This is a genomic window from Streptomyces sp. C (assembly GCF_000158895.1).
GTDB lineage: Bacteria > Actinomycetota > Actinomycetes > Streptomycetales > Streptomycetaceae > Streptomyces > Streptomyces racemochromogenes.
The window spans coordinates 85754-99825 of the sequence record NZ_GG657751.1; the positions used below are offsets into that span (position 1 = coordinate 85754).

Genomic DNA, 14072 nt, shown 5'->3' on the forward strand with positions numbered 1-14072 from the left:
GTCGCCTGCCTTAGCGGGAGATGCCGATGCGGGAGTGTGTCCACTTGGACGAGCTGTTGCTCACGTAGTCGTTGTAGTTCCACCACGTGTACGTGGTGGTGTCCGGCCACGGGTCGGCGACGGCGATCCTGTTGTTCGACGTGTCGAAGCCGTAGACCACGTTCATGTGGCCGCCCCCGGACGTCCACCCGATGCGGGCACCGATCGGCCGGGCCGCCTTGACGTCGGTGTACACCTGGTTGAACGTGGCCGCGCTGCTCAGGCCGGAGCCGGTGTGGGTCATGCCGAGACTGCTCCAGCCCTTGGCCATGTCGTCGAGCGTGGCCGGCTGGTTGTTGCAGCCGTAGTAGGGCTGGGCCCGGTTGCAGAAGTCCGTCTGCGTGGAGCCGAACCCCTGGAACTTGGCGATGGTCAGCCCGGAGGCGACCCAGCACCACTGGGTCTTCTCCTGCTTGTACATGTTGATGTTGTCCTGACCGGCTTCCGCGTGAGCCGTGCCGCCGGCGGCCGCGAGCGATCCCAAGGCGGCCAGCGCGATGGCCGCCGCCGCGGTTCCGCACCTGAATTTGCCCATGTTCCTGCCTTCCCCCTGACGGGTGCAACGAGATGAGCGGAAAATCTGGCACGAATATGACAGCGCGGCATGTCGACGTCATAGGGGATGCGCATCAATTCAACCCCGGCTGATTAATTGTCGTTTCATCAGGCTGTGAATGCTGTTTCGGTTGAGACGGGTGTTGCCCTGCGGGCGAGGAAGCCGGGGCCGGCGAGGCGGGTGAAGGCGGGGAACGTCGCTGGTTCGGGGTCCCGCCGGTGGCGTCGGCCGGTCAGGTGGGCTGGGGGTGGCCGAAGAGGAGGTCGTAGCCGGGCGGGAGCTGGAGCAGGGCTTCGCGGGTGAGGACGTCTCCGGCCGCGGCGGCCACGGTGGACAGGACCGCGCCGATGTCCCACAAGGCCGTCTTCTCGGTGGCGCCCTCGATCCAGGCCGCGGTCGCGCGGACGAAGCGTTCGGGAGAGAGCGGCTCCGCCGCCTGCAGGGGGTTGAGGAGGATCAGGGCGTAGGTCTCGGGAAGGCGGGCGGCGAGTGCCGCTCGCACGGCTCCGACCAGGTGGGCGCCGAGCAGGGCCAGGACGACGCGGGCCGCCCGTTCGGCTTCCTCCCGGGTCTCGTACTCGCCGCGCTCCTGGACGTGGTCCAGAAAGGCTTCCCTGCGCATCGACATCTCACGTCACCTCCAGGGGAGGGGCGAAGGAAGGGGAGGGGGCGGAGGGCGGGGTGCCGGAGGGGGATCGGTTCCCCGTCCTCCGCTGCTGGTAACGGGTGGTGCCGGGTGGTGCCGGGTGGTTGCCGGGACGGTCAGCCGGAGATCTGCTTGCGGCCGGAGTCGCCGCCGATCGCGATCTTCCGCGGCTTGGCGCGCTCGGCGATCGGGATCCGCAGGGTCAGGACACCGGCGTCGTAGTCCGCTTCGATGTGCTCGGTGTCGAGTGTGTCGGCCAGCACGACCTGGCGGGAGAAGACGCCGAGGGGCCGCTCGGAGAGCTCCATCTGCACGCCGTCGGACTTCTCCGCGGGCCGGCGCTCGGCCTTCACGGTCAGCATGTTCCGCTCGACGTCGATGTCGATCGCCTCGGTGCTCACGCCCGGGAGGTCGAAGGCGATCACGTACACGTCGCCCTGGCGGTAGGCGTCCATCGGCATCACGGACGGCTTCGACCACGTGCCGGACGCGCCGGACAGCTGCTGGACGATGCGGTCCATCTCGCGGAACGGGTCGGTGCGCATCAACATCGCGAAACACCTCCAGTCGGTTCAGGCAGGAACTGCCAATGCGCTTCAACGTGCTCCTGTTGTAACATGTCATCGAAACGATGACAAGCAGGAAGTCATCTGGAGGATGACAGACAACGGAGATCGTCATGAACGAGGCCGCAGAGCCGACCGCACCCGTCACCTTCCTGGCCGCCGCTGCGGCGCTGGAGACCATCAACCAGGCCGTCAGGGAAGCGCAGGAAGCCTCCACGGACACATCGGCAGCGCCGCCGGCAGCGGGCGCGGGCCCCCACCCGGCCCTGGCCGCTCTGCTGATGCTGCGCGAGGTCCGCGAGCAGCTGGGCGGCTGGGAATCCGGCCTGATCGAAACCGCCCGCAGCGAGGGCGCCAGCTGGGCCGACCTGGCCGGCCCCCTCGGAGTCGCCAGCCGCCAGGCCGCCGAGCGCCGCTACCTGCGCCTGCGGCCGGGGAAGGCCGGAAGCACGGGCGAGGAACGCGTCCAGGCCATTCGCGACGCCCGCGCCGCCGACCGCAGCGTGGACGCCTGGGCCCGCGACAACGCCGCCGACCTGCGCCGACTCGCCGGCCAGATCACCGCCCTCACCGGCCTCGCCGACGACGCCGAGGGCGCCATAGGCGACCTGAACCAGGCCCTCGCCGACAACGACACCGCCCGCCTCGTCCGCCCCCTGACCGGCACCCGCGCCCACCTGCGGCCCGAGGACGCCGAGCTCGCCGAACGCATTGACGCCATGACCCGACACGCCGACCAGCTCCGCCGGGACGCCCGCGATCAGCGCAGTACGTGACCCGTACCCGGGAGGCGGCGGGTCCGAGAGGGCCGGACGCGGCCTGCGGACCGCTCTCGGGCGGGGGTGCCGGCGGCCCGGTGGGGGCCGTGCCAGTCCAGGCACAGGACGGTGGCGTCGTCCCGGGGCGGACGGCCGTCGTGGGCGTCGGTGACGGCGCCGACCAGGGCACGGACCGCTTCCCGGGGGTGCGCGGCCGCCGTCTCGCGCAGCAGGCCGGGCAGGTCGACCGTTTCGGCGTCGCGTTCCTGCATGCCGTCCGTGTGGAGCAGCAGGCGGTCACCGGGCCGCAGGTCGATGTCCTGGACCCGGTAGGCGCCCTGCTGGGCGATACCGAAGGGCAGGTCCACCTCCAGGCCCAGTTCGGTCACGGCGCCCTCGCGCAGCCGCAGCGGCCAGGGGTGGCCTGCGTTGACGAGCTGGGCGCGGGTGCCGTCCAGGGCGATGCGCAGGAGCTGGCCGGTGGCGATGCTGTTGCGGCCGTGGTCGAGGAGGGCCTGGTGGAGCTGGCGGGCCTGTTCGGCGAGGGTTTCGCCGGCGCGGCGGGCGCCGCGGGAGGCGTTGACGAGGAGGGTGGCCATCAGGGACGCGCTGACGTCGTGGCCCATCGCGTCGGTGATCGACAGGTGCAGGGTGTACTGGTCGAGGCTGAAGTCGTAGGTGTCGCCGGCGATGTCGGACGCGGGTACCAGGGCGCCGGCAAGGGTGAACTGGGGCGCCTCGCAGGCCGAGGCCGTGGGCAGGAGCTGGCGCTGGATCTCCGCGGACGGGCTCACCCTGGTGGTGCGGTTGGCCCAGTGGTAGAGGTCGGTGAAGCGCCGGTCGGTGACGATCACGTACGCCAGCGCGTGCGCGGCCTCCTGCACCTGGGCGAGCACCTCCTCGGTGGCCTCGGTGAGGAAGAGTTCCAGGACGCCGATGGTGTCACCGCGGTTGGTGACCGGCGCCAGCACCCGCTGACCGTGGCCGCCGTCCGGCGCCAGGACCAGGCGCTGGTAGCGCAGGACGTCGTCGTAGACGCTGCTGCCGGCCAGGGGGATCCGCTCGGCCCGGTCCTCCTGCCGGCGGGTGGCCGTGTCATGGACCCGCAGCAGACGCCGGCCGACGACATCGACGAACAGGAACGACACGTAGCGGGCACCGAACCGGTCCCGGAGGTTGCGCGCCACCACATCGAGGGAGTCCACCGGAGCGGCTGCCTCCGCCGCGGCCAGCACCTGCGCCAGCCCGATCCGGTCGTCTGCCACACCAGCCTCCAAGAAGTCACCGCCCTCGTGGCGCCCGCCGACACAATCACAACCGCAGCGTCCCGCGCGCGCCTGGGCATGTGACATGCCGAGGACCGGCCGCAGCAGCCACGGTGCGGAGGCCCGGTGCGGGGGCGGGTGGTGACGAGTGTGGTGGGCGGGTGAATCGCCGGACACGGGCAGCGGGGCCGGGGTGCGCTCTGGCGTGCCCGGGCAGACGATGGACGGCGTACCCCTCCCCTGCTGTCAGGAGTCCCCCTGTGCTGGAGCGCACGCTGAAGAAGGACCGCACCGAGGTCACCTTCGTCCTGCCCGCCGATACCCCGCCCGGCCCCGTCAGCGTGGTCGGCGACTTCAACGGCTGGCAGCCGGGTGTCCACGCGCTCCGACCCCGGAAGGACGGCAAGCGCGCGGTCACCGTCGAACTGCCGGGCGAGAGCGTCCACTCCTTCCGTTACCTCGCCGCCGGCGACTACTGGTTCAACGACGAGACCGCCGGCGACCAGGACGGTCCCAACAGCCGCCTGCACACCTGACCACCACCGGGCTGTTGACGAAGACGGAAGCAGGATGCGATGCCGCTCTACCTCTCGAGGTTCAGCTACACACCGGAAACCTGGGCCAGACTGACCGGTCACCCCGAGGACCGCGCACAGGCCGCCCGGTCGTACATCGAGTCCGTCGGCGGAAAGCTCCACGGCTTCTGGTACGCCTTCGGCACACACGACGGCTACAACCTCTGGGAAGCCCCGGACAACGTGTCCATGGCCTCCGTCGCGCTGGCGATCAGCGGCGGCGGCGCGCTCAGCTCGTTCGAGACCACCGTTCTCCTGAGCGTGGACGAAACACTGGACGCCCTGCGCAGAGCCGGGCAGATCCGGTACCGGGCTCCGGGCGCGTAGCGCTCCGGCGAGGAGGACCGCCCGCCCACGCAGAGCCGCGCCGGCCGGGGCCGTTCGTCACCGTGGGAGGCCCCTCGTCACACGCTCACGCTCCCCCGCGCCCCGGGGACGGGGTGGTGGCGGGTGATGTTGTTGGTCAGCAGCCGGGTCGACTCGCCGACACCGACCTCGTCACGCCCGCTCGTCGCGGGCAGTCGCCCGTCGGAGCGCCTCAGGTCGGCCAGGGCCTCGTCCATGGCCCTGTGCGCGGCGAAGAGACAGGGCGTGCTGTAGATGGCCACGTCGACGCCGAGGTCGGTCAGTTCGCCGAGGGACAGGCGGGGCGACTTGCCGCCGGCGATCTGGTTGAACAGCAGAGGCTTGTCGCCGACCGCCTCACGGATCCGCTCGATCCACTCCACGCTGCGGACGCCGTCGACGAGCACGACGTCCGCGTCCGTCGCGGCCAGCGCCTGGGCGCGGGTGATGATGTCGGCTTCCTCCGTGGCGTCGGTACGTGCGACGACGACCAGGTCCTTGCGGGTCGCCAGCACCATTTCCAGCTTCTCCAGGTACTCCGCCAGCGGCAGTACCTGCTTGCCGTCGGCGTGTCCGCACCGTCGCGGACGTTTCTGGTCCTCGAGGATGACGCCGGAGGCGCCCGTCCGTTCCAGAACCTCCACGACGTGGCAGGCCACTTCGGGGTCGACGTACCCGTCGTCGATGTCGACGAGGAGGTGGTGGCGGGGGAAGGCGCCGCGCAGCCGCTGTACGAAGGCCACCATGTCGGGCCAGGCGATGAAGCCGATGTCGGGCAGGCCGTAGTACGAGGCGGCGAACCCGAAGCCGGACACGAACATCCCGTCGTAGTGCTGCGCCGCCACCGAGGCCGAGTACATGTCGTACACGCCGATCAGGGGTGTGGTGCCCGGCTTCGCGATCTGCTCCCGCAGCTCGTTCCCGTAGGTCATCGTCGACTCCTCCAAAGGGGCGCATCGGCACAGGGAGGGGGAGGAGCCGCCGCGGCGCGACGCTCCTCACCCCATGTGTCAGATGTTCCCTTGGCGAAGCCGTTGCCTTTTGCTTGCACATCCTTTACTCATGCGGATGGCTCAACGAACCCCGTCGGGGTGGCCGTGCTGTTCGTAGAGGCGGTCGGCGAGGAGGGCGTGGGCCAGGGTTCCGCCGGCCCGGACCGAAGCGGTGACGAACGCGGTCTCGGCGAGTTCCTCGGCGGTCACGCCGTGCCGCCGGGCGGCCGCGGTGTGGACGTCGAGGCAGTACGCGCACTGGGTGACGAGGGCCACGGCCACGGAGATCAGCTCGCGGTAACGGCGCGGGACGGCGCCGTCCTCGCGGTCGACCGCTTTCTGGAAGGCGAGCCAGGCCTCGAACTCGGGGGCCGCGGCGGCGCCGACGGAGCGGGCGCGGTGGAGGTCGTCGGGGTGGGCGTACATGGGTGCTCCTCGCGGAAGTCGATGGGGTCGGACGTCTCCACCTCATCCCGGGTCCCGCCCCGGCGTCCAAGACCGGTTCCCTGGGGGGGGGGGGCCCGTTTTTCGGTATCGTGGCCGGGTCCTGGGACTTGAGGGCGTTTGCGCTGTTTCGTCGCGGGCCGCGCTGTTTCGTCGCGTTCTCGGAGGAGGGCCACTTCGGCCGCGCCGCCGTGCGGCTCCACCTCGCCCAGCCGCCCCTCAGCCGCCGGATCCGCGATCTGGAGGCGGACTTGGGGTGCCGTCTGTTCGACCGGATCCCGACCGGTGCGCGCCTGACGGCGGCGGGAAGGGTGCTGCTCCCGGAGGCGCGCGACCTGCTGGCGCGGGCCGAGCGCGCCCGTGAGCGGGTGCGGGCCGCGGAGTCCGTACGCGAGGTCGTCCTGGGCGCCGTCGCCGGCGCCGGCCTGGACTCCTGCCCCGCGGCGCTCGCGGTGCTGCGCGACACGCGCCCCGGACTGCGGCTCAGGCTGCACGAGGCGCCGGTGACCGATCCGACGGGCGGACTGCGCGAGCGCCGGGCCGACCTGGCCCTGACCCGTCTGCCCTTCGACACCTCGGGACTGGCCGTACGTCAGCTCGGCGTCGAGCCCCTGGTGGCGGCGCTGCCCGCGGACGACGCGCTCGCCGCGCGGTCGCGGCTGCACGTGCGGGAACTCGCGGGGAGGCCGCGCTTCCGGCTGCCGGCCGGGACGGACGCGCGGTGGCGCGCGTACTGGCTCGCCGCTGACGAGGACACTCCCGGCCCGGTGGTGGCGTCCGTCGAGGAATGCCTGCACGCGGTGGTGTGGGACGGGGTGACCGGGATACTGCCGGCCGGGGCCGCGCGCCGGCACGCGCGCCCCGGCATCGCGTTCGTCCCGGTCGACGGCCATCCGCCGAGCCGCGTGGTGCTGGCCCGCCGCGCGGACGCCCCCGACCCGCTCGTGGACGCGGTGGCCGCCGCCCTGGCGGACGCCCACGCTTCGGCGGATCCTCCGGCCGGTGTCCGCGCCACCGTCCCGGTCGCGCACCCGGGGCCGAGCGCTCGTACCGCGCCGTCCTCGTAGCCGGACGATTCCGCCTCGCGGGCCGACCGGTCGAGCGGGGCGACGCCCTCGGCCTCGTCCCCGAGCCCCGGCAGCGGCCCTCCTCTCACCATGAGGAGCAGGATCGACCTGCCTGGGGGCGGCGCGGATGTGCGGGCGCACCCCCGGCCGGGCGGGAGCGTCCCCGACGCCCGGAGGATCTGCGGCGATCCGCGTCATCGGCCGTCGGTCTTCGCGAATTCGCCCTCGGGTCGGCGGCGGTTATGCTCCGGGCCGGTGATCTCCGCCGGTCCGGCCCGCCGGCCGGCTCGCGCGGAGGCCGTGTTCCGTACGAAGAGTTTCAGGAGTTCCGTGGTGATCGGACGTCAGGAAGCACGGGCGTTCATCGCCGAGGCGCTCTCCCCCCGCGGGTCTTCGGCGGTGCTGCTCCTCGGGGAGGCGGGGGTGGGCAAGACCCTGCTGCTGGACACCGCCGTCGAGGAGGCCGTCCGGGCGGGCGCCCAGGTGCTGCGCGTGCGGGGCAACGCGGCCGAGTCCGAACTCGCCTTCGCCGGCCTGCACCAGCTGCTGCTGCCGGTCCTGGACGGGACCGGCGGCCTGCCGCCCCGTCAGCGGGCCGCCCTGCTGGCGGCGTTCGGCCTCGGGGACGACCCGACGCCGCCCGACCTGATGATGATGAGCCTGGCGGTGCTCACCCTCACGTCCCAGGTCGCCTCCGTCGCCCGGCTGGTGCTGGCCGTGGACGACGCCCAGTGGCTCGACCGCGGCAGCTGCCAGGTGCTCGGTTTCCTCGCCCGCCGCCTGGACGGCGAGTCGATCGGCCTGGTCGTCGCCGCCCGCGGCTGCCGCCCCGACTGGCTGGACCCGGCCGTCCCGGAGCTGGTCGTGCCCCCGCTCCCGCCCGCCGAGGCGGAGGAACTCCTCGCCGCGCAGCCGGGCGCACCCGTCGGCCCGGCCCGCCGCCAGCTCCTCGACACCGCCGCCGGCAACCCGCTGGCACTGGTCGAGCTGGCGCGGTCCGCCGCCCGCGACGGCGGCCGGCTCCCCGCCGTCGGCCCGGTACCGGTCACCGATCTGCTGGAGCGCACCTTCGCCTCCCAGGTCGACGAACTGCCCGCCGCCACCCGTGCGGCGCTGGTGGTCGCCGCCGCCGCCGAGGGCGCCGCCCTCGCCGATGTCCTCGCCGCCCTGCCGTCCGGTCCGGACACGGACGTGTGGCTGCCCGCCGAGCGTGCCGGACTGGTGCATGTGCAGGCCGACCGCATCAGCTTCCGCCACCCCCTGATCCGGTCCGCCATCTACGGAGCCGCCCCGTTCACCGAGCGGCGCCGCGCCCACCTGGCGCTCGCGGCCGCCCTCGGCTCCGACCCCGACCGGCGGGCCTGGCAGCTGTCCGCCGCCGCGGTCGAACCCGATCCGGCGGTCTCGGGCGAGCTGGAGGGCACCGCCATGCGCGCCCTCGCCCGCGGCGCCATCGCCGAGACCGTCGCCGGACTCGAACGCGCCGCGCAGCTGCACCCGGTGGCGACCGAGCGGACACGGCTGCTGTCGACCGCGGCCTACGCGGCCGTCGTCGCCGGTGACACCGACCGGGCCGAAGCCCTCGCCGCCGATGCCTCCCGCCTCGAAGCCGGCCCGGAGGCCCGGCGCTGGATATCGGCGCTCGGCGGCCTCGTCGCGATGCTGACCCTGCGCATGGAGCGCGCGTTCGCCCTGGTGGTGCCGGACGAACTGCCGGGTGCGGCGCAGATCGACGCGGGTGTCAGCACGATCGCCACCGGCATCGTCTACCACTCGGGTCTGCCCGCGCAGCGGGAGCGGATCCGCCCCATGCTCGCGGCGCGGGCCGATGACGAGGGCATGGCCGGCCACCCGTTCCATCTGTGGGACACCGGCTGCACGGACCCGTTCGTCCACGGCCCGGCGATCCGCGCCCTGCTGCCCGTCGTGACGGCCGCCCCGGGCCTGATCCCGACGGAGAGCCACACCCTGGGCGTCCTGTGCATGCTGCTCGACGAAACCGAGACGTCCGTCAGCCTGCTGGGCGAACTGGTCAACCCGCAGTGGGAGGGAGCCGCGGACTTCCACGCCGGCACCGCCGCCGCCGACCTGGCCTTCGCCAACCTCGACGGCGGGCGGTGGGCCGACGCCCGTCTCGGCGTCGAGCGGCCGGCCGAGCGGTTCCTCGCCGGCCGGCACACGCTCGGGCCCGCGCGTGCCCTGGCCGCCCTCGCCACGGTGTGCGCCCTGACGGGTGAGCCGGAGACCGCCCTGCGGCACGCGGCGGCCGTCCTCGCGGTCACCGAGCCGGCCGGAGCGCTCGCGACCGCGGCGCGCGCCCACCGCGCCGCCGGCCTGGCGGCCACCGCCCTCGGCGACCACACCTCCGCCCACCGTCACCTGCGCGCCCTGTACGACGAGGCGGGGGCGCCGCTGCACTACCACCTGTCCTGCTACGGCGTCGCCGATCTCGCGGCCGCCGCCGTGCTCACCGGCCGGACCGAGGACGCCCGTCTCGTACTCGCCCGGGTCCGCACCGAAGTCGGCGACGGGGCCTCGGTCCGGCTGCGTCAGATCCTGCTGCGCGCCACGGCCCTGCTCGCCGCCCCGGCCGACGCCGGAGCGTACTTCCGGGAGGCCCTGGAGGACCGGGAGGGCGGGCGCTGGCCCTTCGAGCGGGGCCAGGTGTGGCTGGAGTACGGCGAGTGGCTGCGCCGGCGGCGGCAGATCGCCGACGCCCGCGGGGCCCTGACCAAGGCGCGCGAGGTCTTCGAGGGGCTCGGCGCCGGATCCTGGGCGGCCCGCGCCGAGGCGGAACTGCGCGCGGCCGGCGTCTCCGTCGAATCGGCCCGCACCAGTGCCCTGCGCTCGCTGACCCCGCAGCGGCAGCGGATCGTCCGTCTCGCCGCCCAGGGGCTGACCAACCGGGAGATCGGCGAGCGGCTGTTCCTCTCCCCGCGCACCGTCGGCACCCACCTCTACCAGGTCTTCCCCGTCCTGGGCGTGTCCGCGCGCGCACAGCTGCGCGACGTGGTGGAGCAGGAACCGGGGGACTGAGACGGTCCGGTGCCACGGCGTACGTCACGTGACGGATGGCCGCGGGGCGCGGGGGGCCGAGAGTGGGAGCGGAACGACCCGTACCCCGTTCGGAGCCCCTCATGTCCCTCGTGGAATCCACCATCCTTCCGCTGCCGCCCGGTGAACGTGCGGGATACTGGCACGAGTTGGTATCCGGTACCTTCATCCCGCTCGACGTCCGGCTGCACGAACCCGTGCCCTCGGCCGGGACGATCACCAGCAGGTCGCTCGGCCCGCTCCAGATCTCCGAGGTCGAGGCCGGACCCCAGACGGTGGACCGCAGCGCACGCCGGATCGCGCAGGGCGGCGAGGAGTACCTGACCGTCACCCTCCAGCACCGGGGAACCGCGCGGCTCACGCAGGACGGCCGTCAGGCCCTCGTGGAGCCCGGCTCGTTCACCTGCTCGGACGCCGGGCGGCCCTACCGGCGCGAGCAGCACGATGCCTTCCGCTTCACCGCCTTCCGGGTGCACAAGACGAGCCTGGGCGTCTCGGACGACGATCTCCGGGCGGCCACCGGCACGTTGTTCGACGGTGTGTCCGGGACGTCCGGCCTGGTGGCGGCGTTCCTGGGCCGGCTCGCCCGGCAGGCGGCCGGCTTCGACCCGCACACCGGCCACCGGCTCGCCCTGACCGCCTCCGATCTGCTGGCCCTCCTGGTCCGCGAGCGGCGCGGCCGGCTCGATCCGCAGGCACCGGAGCACGCGCGCGCCATGCTGACCCGCGTGCAGGAGTACGTCCTGCTCCATCTGGGTGATCCCGGCCTGTGCCCGGAACGGGTCGCCGCGGCCCACCACGTGTCGGTGCGGTACCTGCACAGACTGTTCCACGCCGAGGGCACGACATTGGGGCGCTGGGTCCTGCGCGAACGGCTGGAGCGCTGCCGCCGGGAGCTGGCCCGGCCCGGCCGGGCCGGGCCGGCCGTGGGGGCCGTCGCCCAGCGCTGGGGGTTCGTCAGCCCCTCCCACTTCAGCCGTGCCTTCCGTGCCGCCTACGGCATGTCGCCCCGCGAATGGCAGGCCGCCGCCGGCCTCCCCCCGGCCGGGGGGTCCGGTGACCGGGTGGGCGGGTCCGCGGGCCCCGTCACGGGTGCGTAGCCGGTCCGGCGGACGACGGGTGCCGCCGGCCGGGCGACGGGTGGCGGGTGGCGCCCGGCGGGCGACGGGTCACAGGGTGCGGCGTACGCCCGCCTGTCGTTCGAGGTTGCGCAGCTGCAGGGCGAGGTCGCCCTCCACGGCGCGGTGCGCGGGTCCGGTGCGGCCGAGGGGCAGGACTTCCTCGCCGCGCACGTCTTCGAGCATGAGCGCGAAGGCCGCGTAGCCGGCGGCGAGCGCCACCAGGATCCCCAGGCCGCCGGCCGTGCGTGTCAGCCACTCGGCCCCGGTGATCCCGCCCAGGCCGGTGGCCGCCCAGCGGGGCAGGGAGACCACGAGCACCAGCCACAGGGCCCGCTTGGGCCTGGTCACCGCGGCCATGAGGGCCCCGAAGCACAGGAACGCCATGTTGAAGACGCCGAGCACCCTGGGTCCGCCGGGCGCGCCGCTGCCCATGACCAGGGCGTACGCGAGCCAGCTGCCGGCGAACGTGCCCATCAGGGTGGCGGCGATGACGTCCCGTGCCCCGAAGGCCAGCACGCTGACGACGAGTTGCAGGGCGAAGGCGGGCAGTACGCACAGCGCCACGGCCTGCCGGTCGGCGGGACCCAGGACGCCCAGTTGCAGGCAGCCTGTCATCACGGAGGCGATGGCCACCGTGAAGAAGCCCAGCGGCATCGGCGAGGCGATGGGGTGCAGCGTGATCCTGGTCATCGCCCGGAGGTCGGGCTCGAAACGGCGGCCGGCCCCGGCGTCCGAACCGGGGTCCCGGCCGGCGCCGGGTGCGGTGGCCCCTGCGGCGGGATCGGTGTCCATCCGTCTGCTCCCCTCGTTCAGTGCCACAGGCACGGGTCGACGGGCTGCGCGGGTCGTGGAACGGGTCCGGAATCCGGGCGGGCGGCCCGCCAGGCGCGGTGCCGTTCGGATTCGGCGGCGGCCTCGGCCACGGCGTCGGCCTGGGCGGCCCCGTGGCGGTCGCCCGGGGCGGCGTAGCCGCCGAAGCGGGCCACGGGGCTCCACGCCGGGGAGACCGGAGGTGTGGACTCCGCCGGGCCGGTGTACTCCGCGGTCGCGTGCACGATGCGTCCGCCGACGACCGTGAGCACCGATTCGATGGCGGGGATGACCTCGTCCGGGACGGTGAAGTAGTCGTGGGAGAGCACGGCCAGGTCCGCGAAGCAGCCCTCGCGCAGGACGCCCTTGACGTCCTCCTCTCCGGTCAGCCGCGCCCCGCCCCGGGTGTACAGGTCGAGGGCCTCGTGCCGGTCGAGGAGGCCGGCGGGCGGATAGAGCGGCGTGCCGCCAACGGTGCGGCCGGTCACCAGCCAGTGCAGGGCGACCCACGGGTTGTACGAGGACACGCGGGTGGCGTCGGTTCCGGCGGCCACCGTCAGGCCCCGGTCGAGCATGGCGCGCACCGGCGGCGTGCGGGAGGCGGCCTCGGCGCCGTAGCGGTCGAGGAAGACACTGCCCTGGAAGGACATGCGGTTCTGCACCGACAGTGAGCCGCCGAGGGCGGCGATCCGGTCGAGGCTGTCGTCGCGCACGGTCTCGGCGTGGTCGAACAGCCAACGGTTGCCGGCGGGGAACAGGCCTTCGGCGGCGAGTTTCTCGAAGACGGCCAGGTCACGGCGGATGGTCTCGTCGTAGGTGGCGTGCAGCCGGAATCCCCAGCCGTTCTCCATCAGCAGCCGGACGGCCTGCTCGAACTCGGTCTCGTAGTCCGCGGCGAGGGCGGGTCGCGGCTCGGCGAAGTTCTCGAAGTCGGCCGCGGCCCAGGTGAGGTTCTCGCCGGCTCCGGCCAGGCGCAGCCATGCGTCTCCGTCGCCGGGCCGGACCGTCTGCGTCCAGCGGCGCAGGTCGTCCAGTTCCTGGCCCGTGGTCTGCGGGAAGAGGTAGTAGGCGATGCGCAGGGTCAGTTCGCCGGAGCGGGCGAGGTCGGTGACGGTGCCGTAGTCGGTGGGGAAGTTCTGGAAGCCGCCGGCGGCGTCGAGCGCCGAGGTGAGGCCGAACCGGTTGAGTTCGCGCAGGAAGTGGATGGTCGAGGTGCGCCGGTCGGCCGGGTCGAGCCCGGGAGCCCGGGCGAGGGTGGAGTACAGCAGGAGGGCGCCGGGCGCGGCCAGCAGGACGCCGGTCGGTTCTCCGTCGCGGCCGCGTACGATCTGCCCGCCGCGCGGGTCGGGGGTGTCGCGGGTGAATCCGGCGGCGATGACGGCGGCCCGGTTCATGAGCGCGGACTGGTACAGGTGCAGGACGAAGACGGGGGTGTCGGGTGCGGCCGCGTTCAGCTCGGCGACCGTCGGCATGCGGCGTTCGGCGAACTGCTCGGGCGTCCAGCCGCCGACGACGCGGATCCACTGCCCCTTCGGTGTGCGGCCGGCCTGCTCGCGCAGCATGGCCAGGGCGTGACGCAGGCTGCGCACCCCGTCCCACCGGAGCTCCAGCACGTAGTTGAGGCCGCCGCGGATGACGTGCAGGTGCGAGTCGTTCAGCCCGGGGACCACGCGGCGGCCGAGCGCGTCGACCACGCGGGTGGCGGGTCCGATGAGCCCGGCCAGTTGGTGATCGTCCCCGAGGGCCAGGATCCGGCCGTCGCGGACGGCCACGCCGGCGGCCGCGGGACGGGCGGGGTCCCCGGTGGACACCTTGGCGTTGCGGACCACGAGGT

General features: G+C 73.5%; 14 protein-coding genes. 6 read left to right on the plus strand and 8 right to left on the minus strand.

The annotated features are described in order from the left end of the window. Positions 1 to 10: 10 nt before the first annotated feature. The 3 genes from SSNG_RS33630 to SSNG_RS33640 form a co-directional block, all read right to left on the minus strand. Positions 11 to 574, minus strand: a complete 564-nt coding sequence (locus SSNG_RS33630) for a papain-like cysteine protease family protein (RefSeq protein ID WP_042804598.1) — start codon at positions 572 to 574, stop codon at positions 11 to 13. 253 nt (positions 575 to 827) lie between these two features. After that, on the minus strand, positions 828 to 1223 hold the full coding sequence (locus SSNG_RS33635; RefSeq protein WP_007268428.1) for a DUF2267 domain-containing protein: 396 nt from the start codon (positions 1221 to 1223) through the stop codon (positions 828 to 830). A 134-nt stretch (positions 1224 to 1357) separates the two neighbouring features. Then, entirely contained in the window at positions 1358 to 1792 is a 435-nt protein-coding gene (locus SSNG_RS33640) for an Hsp20/alpha crystallin family protein (protein ID WP_007268429.1), read from the minus strand. A 128-nt stretch (positions 1793 to 1920) separates the two neighbouring features. Here SSNG_RS33640 and SSNG_RS33645 point away from each other — a divergent pair, with 128 nt between their 5' ends. Continuing rightward, positions 1921 to 2583 carry a hypothetical protein gene (locus SSNG_RS33645; RefSeq protein WP_007268430.1) on the plus strand — a complete coding sequence of 221 codons (663 nt, stop codon included), beginning with the start codon at positions 1921 to 1923 and terminating at the stop codon, positions 2581 to 2583. Here the strand turns inward: SSNG_RS33645 and SSNG_RS33650 are convergent. After that, positions 2568 to 3830 carry a PP2C family protein-serine/threonine phosphatase gene (locus SSNG_RS33650; RefSeq protein ID WP_007268431.1) on the minus strand — a complete coding sequence of 421 codons (1263 nt, stop codon included), beginning with the start codon at positions 3828 to 3830 and terminating at the stop codon, positions 2568 to 2570. The genes SSNG_RS33645 and SSNG_RS33650 overlap by 16 nt on opposite strands. Before the next feature lie 260 nt (positions 3831 to 4090). Between SSNG_RS33650 and SSNG_RS33655 the strand changes: the two genes are divergently transcribed. Both SSNG_RS33655 and SSNG_RS33660 read left to right on the plus strand, forming a co-directional pair. After that, entirely contained in the window at positions 4091 to 4366 is a 276-nt protein-coding gene (locus SSNG_RS33655) for an isoamylase early set domain-containing protein (protein ID WP_042804599.1), read from the plus strand. A gap of 39 nt (positions 4367 to 4405) precedes the next feature. Beyond that, the gene (locus SSNG_RS33660; RefSeq protein WP_007268433.1) at positions 4406 to 4732 is read left to right on the plus strand and encodes a GYD domain-containing protein; all 327 of its coding nucleotides are present in this window, start codon (positions 4406 to 4408) and stop codon (positions 4730 to 4732) included. Between the two features lie 77 nt (positions 4733 to 4809). Here the strand turns inward: SSNG_RS33660 and SSNG_RS33665 are convergent, their stop codons facing one another. Together SSNG_RS33665 and SSNG_RS33670 are read right to left on the minus strand one after the other, a co-directional pair. Next, entirely contained in the window at positions 4810 to 5682 is an 873-nt protein-coding gene (locus SSNG_RS33665; protein ID WP_007268434.1) for an isocitrate lyase/PEP mutase family protein, read from the minus strand. Between the two features lie 141 nt (positions 5683 to 5823). Beyond that, positions 5824 to 6168: a carboxymuconolactone decarboxylase family protein gene (locus tag SSNG_RS33670; RefSeq protein ID WP_007268435.1), complete on the minus strand. Its 345-nt coding sequence runs from the start codon at positions 6166 to 6168 to the stop codon at positions 5824 to 5826. Between the two features lie 110 nt (positions 6169 to 6278). On the opposite strand from SSNG_RS33670, the gene SSNG_RS33675 reads away from it, so the two are divergent. From SSNG_RS33675 to SSNG_RS33685, 3 genes are all read left to right on the plus strand, one after another. Then, entirely contained in the window at positions 6279 to 7253 is a 975-nt protein-coding gene (locus SSNG_RS33675; RefSeq protein ID WP_241695299.1) for a LysR family transcriptional regulator, read from the plus strand. A 333-nt stretch (positions 7254 to 7586) separates the two neighbouring features. Then, positions 7587 to 10289: a LuxR family transcriptional regulator gene (locus tag SSNG_RS33680; protein ID WP_050779980.1), complete on the plus strand. Its 2703-nt coding sequence runs from the start codon at positions 7587 to 7589 to the stop codon at positions 10287 to 10289. 101 nt (positions 10290 to 10390) lie between these two features. Further along, positions 10391 to 11407: a helix-turn-helix domain-containing protein gene (locus tag SSNG_RS33685; protein WP_042804601.1), complete on the plus strand. Its 1017-nt coding sequence runs from the start codon at positions 10391 to 10393 to the stop codon at positions 11405 to 11407. 69 nt (positions 11408 to 11476) lie between these two features. On the opposite strand, the gene SSNG_RS33690 is transcribed toward SSNG_RS33685, so the two are convergent. Next, positions 11477 to 12220 carry a GPR1/FUN34/YaaH family transporter gene (locus SSNG_RS33690; RefSeq protein WP_007268439.1) on the minus strand — a complete coding sequence of 248 codons (744 nt, stop codon included), beginning with the start codon at positions 12218 to 12220 and terminating at the stop codon, positions 11477 to 11479. A gap of 17 nt (positions 12221 to 12237) precedes the next feature. Next, positions 12238 to 14072: amidohydrolase (locus tag SSNG_RS33695; RefSeq protein ID WP_063749976.1), on the minus strand; the 1835-nt coding region annotated here is incomplete at its 5' end.

Bases quoted from the DNA above. Each gene is read 5' to 3' on its own strand.
- SSNG_RS33685 (WP_042804601.1), top strand. From the start codon at position 10,391: ATGTCCCTCGTGGAATCCACCATCCTTCCGCTGCCGCCCGGTGAACGT.
- SSNG_RS33640 (WP_007268429.1), bottom strand. From the start codon at position 1,792: ATGTTGATGCGCACCGACCCGTTCCGCGAGATGGACCGCATCGTCCAG.
- SSNG_RS33635 (WP_007268428.1), bottom strand. From the start codon at position 1,223: ATGTCGATGCGCAGGGAAGCCTTTCTGGACCACGTCCAGGAGCGCGGC.
- SSNG_RS33645 (WP_007268430.1), top strand. From the start codon at position 1,921: ATGAACGAGGCCGCAGAGCCGACCGCACCCGTCACCTTCCTGGCCGCC.
- SSNG_RS33670 (WP_007268435.1), bottom strand. From the start codon at position 6,168: ATGTACGCCCACCCCGACGACCTCCACCGCGCCCGCTCCGTCGGCGCC.
- SSNG_RS33630 (WP_042804598.1), bottom strand. From the start codon at position 574: ATGGGCAAATTCAGGTGCGGAACCGCGGCGGCGGCCATCGCGCTGGCC.
- SSNG_RS33665 (WP_007268434.1), bottom strand. From the start codon at position 5,682: ATGACCTACGGGAACGAGCTGCGGGAGCAGATCGCGAAGCCGGGCACC.
- SSNG_RS33690 (WP_007268439.1), bottom strand. From the start codon at position 12,220: ATGGACACCGATCCCGCCGCAGGGGCCACCGCACCCGGCGCCGGCCGG.
- SSNG_RS33660 (WP_007268433.1), top strand. From the start codon at position 4,406: ATGCCGCTCTACCTCTCGAGGTTCAGCTACACACCGGAAACCTGGGCC.